The 1,137-nt window shown below is 65.8% G+C and carries 2 protein-coding genes; both read left to right on the forward strand.

The features are described from left to right. Positions 1–51 precede the first annotated feature (51 nt). Entirely contained in the window at positions 52–372 is a 321-nt protein-coding gene (locus N802_RS19130) for a transposase (protein ID WP_035919707.1), read from the forward strand. Beyond that, positions 372–1,137, forward strand: a 766-nt coding sequence (locus N802_RS19135) for an IS3 family transposase (protein WP_052110182.1), incomplete at its 3' end; no start/stop codon positions are given. The genes N802_RS19130 and N802_RS19135, both read left to right, overlap by 1 nt.

Here is a 1,137-nt window from a genome sequence, read left to right on the forward strand (position 1 = left end):
TGAATCGCCCCGGGTCTGGTGGAGGCTCTCAATCCATGGAGGATGAGAGTTATGGCAGCACCGAGGAAGTACGGCGATGAGCTGCGTGAGCGCGCGACTCGGATGGCCGTCGAGTTGAGGCAGGACCCTGCGACGAAGTCGGGTGCGATCACTCGAGTGGCCGGGCAACTGGGGATGCACCCAGAGACCTTGCGCAATTGGGTCCGTCAGGCCGAGATCGACGGTGGTGTCCGGGCGGGCACCACGACCGCGGACGGTGAGCGGATCGCCCAGCTCGAGCAGGAGGTGCGTGAGTTGCGTCGTGCCAACCACATTCTGAAGACGGCTTCGGCTTTCTTCGCGGCGGAGCTCGACCGCCCCACCAGCAGGTAGTGGCCTACCTCGAGGCCCATCGCCATGACGTGGTTGATGGGCGCGAGGTCGGGGTCGAGCCGATCTGCGCCGTGCTGAAGAAGGCCGGCGTCGCGATCGCCCCGAGCAGTTACTACGCCGCCAAGTCCCGTCCGCCGTCAGCGCGTGCAGTACGCGATGCGGAACTGGTCGAGGACATCAAGATTGCCCACAGGGCGAACTTGGGTGTCTATGGCGCTCGGAAGATCCACGCCGAGCTCAATCGCGAAGGCATACCGGTCGCCCGATGCACCGTCGAGCGGCTCATGAAGGCCCAAGGTCTGCGCGGGATCGCGCGGGCGAAGACCCGCAAGACCACGTTCGGCGACGGTGCGCAGACAGAGCGTCCCGAGGACCTGGTCCACCGCGAGTTCGTCGCCACCGCAGCGAACCAGCTGTGGGTGGCCGACCTAACCTACGTGCGCACGCATGCCGGCTGGACCTACGTCGCGTTCGTCCTGGACGTCTTCAGCCGGATGATCGTCGGCTGGCAGGTGTCGACCAGCCTGCGCACCGACCTCGCCCTGGACGCCCTCGACATGGGCCTGTGGTCGCGTCGACGGGCAGGTCAGGACGTCACCGGCCTGATCCATCACAGCGACCGCGGCGTGCAATACCGAGCGATTCGCTACACCGAACGGCTCGCCGAAGCCGAGGCAGTCGCATCCGTTGGCAGCAAAGGGGATTCGTATGACAACGCGATGGCCGAGGCACTCAACTCGCTGTTCAAGGCCGAGTGCATCCGCA

It is taken from the genome of Knoellia sinensis KCTC 19936 (genome assembly GCF_000768705.1).
GTDB lineage: Bacteria > Actinomycetota > Actinomycetes > Actinomycetales > Dermatophilaceae > Knoellia > Knoellia sinensis.